This window comes from Candidatus Parvarchaeota archaeon (genome assembly GCA_016866895.1).
Classification (GTDB): Archaea; Micrarchaeota; Micrarchaeia; order Anstonellales; family VGKX01; genus VGKX01.
The window spans coordinates 1-4712 of the sequence record VGKX01000099.1 but is presented as its reverse complement, the minus strand read 5'-3'; the positions used below and the strand labels follow the sequence as shown (position 1 = coordinate 4712).

Sequence of the window (4712 nt, the reverse complement as noted above, 5' to 3'; positions counted from 1 at the left end):
CACTGGTTCCAAGCTGTTTCATTGCACGCACCTGCCAGCTGGTATGGATATGGTATTTCCCTGCACGCACTTGGGACCCCCGGACAAAGCGAGTCGCAGGTAGAGCCTGGAACTGTTGTGGAATTTACCGGCGGCTTGAGCTGGCACTCGGAAGGACATGTTGGGGGAAGGTTCTGCGGAAATGCCGCGTCTCCATAGGTTGCAACTTTGAGTGTATACCAGGAAAAAACATAGAGAAGCGGATAGAGGACCATTAGGGAAACTGCAACGGCAAGAAGCAGGCCGCCAAGCTTTCTTGCAAACCATAGCGAGCGGAAAACGATGCCCAAAAGCAGGAGGATTGGGCCAAGGCTGTAGGAAATCACGTCAAGGAAATACCTTTGAGCCCTTAAGCTTGCAGTGATTTTTGACACATCGTCAAACAAAAGCGTGTACTTGTCAGTTGCCATTGAGTAGCCGGCATTTGGCCTATAAGAGCCTGACGCCCAGATGCAGTACATTGAGTCGCAGGAAAGGCCGACACTTGTTGATGCCCAGTTTGTGTAGTCGATGTTTTTTTTCAGAAGGTCAAAACCAGTCGCCTTTGCAACAGAAAGCAGGTCGTCAAGATAGATTTGCGCAAGCCTCATGGAGCAGGGAATTGTTATGCCATCGCATGGATTTGAGCCGTCAACTGTCAGGCCGGAGTTGTAGGAAATTGCCTCCGAAAGGCCGTCAAGAAAGGAGATGGTCCCAAGAAGGCCCATGACTAGGATGGCTGAGACAAAAACCTGGCCCATCTCAACATCAGCCCATGCCTTAAGCTCGCGCGTGTTGAAGGCAATGGCAAAAGTATATGCCAGGGCAACAACCAGAAGAGTAATCATGATGGCAAAAATCGATAGGAGTTTCCATTGCTGCAGGATGCCGGTCTGGTAGACTGCCGTTGAATATATTGATGAGGTCGTATTTTTTGGGACGTTGATTGTGATATTGCCAGCACTTGTGTTTGTAATTTGGTTGACAAGATAGGACTGCGCACTTGCCTGCGAAGTGAAGGCAAGCAAGGCAAGCGCAAAGGCAAGCAGGAAATGATAGGTAAAATTTTGAGACGGCTTGAATTGGATTGTTGAAATTTTCATGTTAACAGCTTTGTAAGCCGGCAATGGCGTGTTGTTTTTTATTCTGTTTTGCATTCGCGTTTAAATTTATTGATTGCACTGGTTTTGGCTGGACTGAACCCTATACGGTAATCACCTTGAATGCCTTTGCAAGCGCAAGGATTGTCGTAGTAACTATCACGATGCTGATGTTGGGCAGCAGGATTGCCTGCGGCAGCAAGACAGCCGCATTGTACCAGTATTGCTGGTCAACGGCAAAGTCGGCAAGGGAAAGCTGGGCAATGGTGGGCAGGTTGTTGTAGAACACGTTTGCGTAAAGCACAAAAGTAAGGGGCAGGACAACATAAAGCCCGAAGCACAGTGCTATTGCAAAGTTCCCAAGGTCGCGGGTGGGGGGGAACACGCGAAGTATGATTGCAAGGGGGAGCAGAATGTCAAAGGCTCCCTGCTCAACAAGGATTAGGAAGGCTTTTTGCACTTTGAGGCTAACAACTGCCGGGATTAGCATGTCAATCATAAGCTCTGCCTGCTGCGAGAGCGCCTTGTAGTTTGCTTTGTAGGCAATGCCCCAGCCCCCGACAATCGGAAAGCCTATGTAGCTGTAGGCAGTGGCAGTGAGCTGGTAATCGAGACTTTGCTGCGTGAGGTGCTTGACTGTTGAAACTCCATAGTTTTCAGAAAGCTCGTCAAGATACGCATAGCTGACTTTGAATGGCGTGCTGCCAAAGTAATCATTTGAAATGGAATCTGTAATAAGGCAGCCGAAATAGAAAAAGCCCAGGATGCCTGCAACAAACAGGCCCGATAAAACCAGATTAACAAGCTCGTCTTTTGCCCAGACCTCTAAGTGCACGCTTTTTGTCACCTGCCCGAACATGTAGGCAACTGCTATCAGGGCTGCAATGGCAAGCATGGTAAACGAGATTGCCGATTGGGCGGATGTTGAAAACGTGCTTGTGCAGGAAGCGGCATAGGCTGATGGAGGGGGCGGGGGCGGAGGGGGGGGCGGAACATATAATGTGATGACAAGCGGCGTTGAATTTTTGGCAAGCCCCGATGTTGTCCCGTCAAAGGGAAGCGTTTGGCAAATCAGCGTGTCACCTGTGTTGTAGCCGCCCATAAGCGTGTTGTTTGTAGCCCCTGCAACCGCAACGTCATTCTTGAACCATTTATATGAAATTGAAACAGAATCTATCGGCACGTCTGGGTCGTAATTGCCCTGGTCTGTGCACGTAACTGGAGTTGTGTCAAAATACGCCGGCTGTGGATAAAGCTCGGGTGTGTTTGTGGATGGAAGCGAGTTGCCTATTGTCAGGGCGGAGGAGTTGTTTGCGGCGCCGTAAAGCGCTCCGACTCTTGGGGTGATTTGGCAGATGACAACATCGTTTTTGTTGTAGTTGAAATTTTGGATGGACTGGTCGGCTACAGTTGTTTTCACCCCGTTTACGAACCAGGCATAATCAAAATCAACTGCATCGCCAAACTGCGAGTACGTAGTGCCGTTTTTGCAGGTGATTGCAGGGGTTGTTTTGTTTGCTGGAATGGGGGAAAGAGTCGGTTTTGCGGTGCGCGGCGGCAGTATGGATGTAATGTTCAGGCTAGACGAGTTAAGGGATGTGCCGTTTTCAGTCCCGTCAAACGGAGTGATTTGGCAGACAAGTGAGTCGCCTGCAACATATTGAGAAGCGGTTATGGATCTGTCGGTGATGCCTGTGCTTGCATTGTTCTTGAACCATAGATAGAAGAACTGGATTGGGTCGTTGTCATAGTCGCCTGTTGTGTTGTTGGTGCAGTTGACCTGGGGCGTGCTTGTGTATGCAGGTGTTGGCAGGAGAAACGGCCTGGTTGTCACCGGTTTTGAGTTGTTTATTACAAGCGGGGTTGAGTTTACAGGCGTGCCATTGAGAACGCCGTTTGTTGGCGTGATTTGGCAGACAACCAAATCGCCTTTGTTGAACGAGGAGTTTGTAAGGTTGCTTGCATTCCTGCTGACACTCAGGTTGTTCACATACCAGGCAAAAAAGAACGTAAGATTGCCCCCGTCCTGATTGGTTGACGTGTTGTTTGTGCAGATGATTGCAGAGGTATTCTTGAAAGCCGGGATTGGGGAGAGTATTGGCTGCGTTGTGGATGGAGGAGTTGCCCCAATGACAAGCGCGCTGGAATTTTTTGGCGTGCCGTTTAGCGTGCCGTCAAAAGGAGTGATTTGGCAGATTAGGCTGTCGCCGTAGTTGAAGCTTGAATTTGTGATGTTCCTTGTAGTGATTGCCGACCTGTTGCCGTTGATGAACCAAAGATAAAAGAATGTGATGGGGTCGGAGTCCAAATCGGCAGTCGTATTGTTGGTGCAGTTGATTAAGGCTGTCTTTTTTGTTGCGTTTGCCGGGATTAATGATGGGGCCGTGGTGTTTGGCGGAGTGTCATTGATGAACTTGCCTATTGAGTAGCTTGAGTATGCGCTGTTTGCAAGCGGCGTGGATGCCATTACAGAAACATTCATGTAAACCCCGCGCCTGCAACCTGGGAAAAGCAGGCAGTTGAAGGTGGGAGAGCTGTTTTCCTGAAGCATAGTTGTGCCGTTCCACCATTTGTAAATGTAGGTGATTGTGTCGCCGTCATCATCAAAGGAGCCTGTAGCTGCAGAGGAAATAAGGGTTGAAGACTTGTTTGCAGGAGATGGGGAAAGTGTCGGAGTGGCAGGCTTGATAGGCGGCGAGCCTGAAACAGTTACAGAGTTAGAAATAGGTGAGCCTGGGCTTGCACCATCCACGTCATAGGCATAGGTTTGCACTGTGATTTGCTTGCCTTTGGCGCACTGGGCATCGGTTTGGCAGTTGAAATTGAGGCTTGAACTATTTTGCCGGACTGCACCATTTACAAACCAAGTGTAGTTGTAGCTGATTGTGTCACCACCGTCAGGTTCTGTAGAGCCTGCGCCTGCACTTGAGGTGAACGTGGTTGTTTTGTAATAAGGCGCAGTTCCCTGGATTGATGGCTTGTTTGGGGCTGTTGGCGGCCTGCCTACAATTGTCACCTGATTTGAAAGGTCGGTTGGAACACTTGCACTGTCTGAATAGTAATAGTCATAGGCATAGACGCTTAGTGTGATTCTGCTTTGCCTGTTGCATTTTACTGCCGCGTAATCGGAGCATTGGAACGTGTCCGATGTTTGAATTTTTGAGACGTTTCGCCTTATTAAGCCGTTGACAAACCACTGGTAGGTATACATGACTGTGTGGCCTTCTGGGTCTGTTGAGCTCATTGTGCTGCTTGTCAGGATCTGAGTCCTAAGAGCAGTTGGATTGGGGGTTATTGTCGGCGGATTTGGAGTTGGAACGGTTGGCGGGTGGCTCATCACATATACCCTGTCAGACCATTTTTCCTCACCTGCCTTGGCGCCTTTAAAGTATTTCGTGTGCGGCCTCACGGCGCAGCGGTAATAACGGCCAGAGGAGTAAGGATAGTTATAAGGATAGTTATGGTTTAGGGACTGCTGATTCCAGCTACGTATGATGCCGTTTTCATCCCATCTGTAGGTGAAGGTGACAGGCTCGCCTAGTGGGGAGCTTGTAGTTGTGTTGTCGCAGCGAAGGATGGTCGGCTCGTTGAAAA

At 49.3% G+C, this 4712-nt stretch carries 1 protein-coding gene; it reads right to left on the bottom strand.

Annotated features, from left to right (window positions below; translation table 11 throughout):
- Positions 1 to 1121, bottom strand: a 1121-nt coding sequence (locus FJZ26_04310) for a hypothetical protein (GenBank protein MBM3229626.1), incomplete at its 3' end; no start/stop codon positions are given.
- Between the last annotated feature and the right edge of the window lie 3591 nt (positions 1122 to 4712).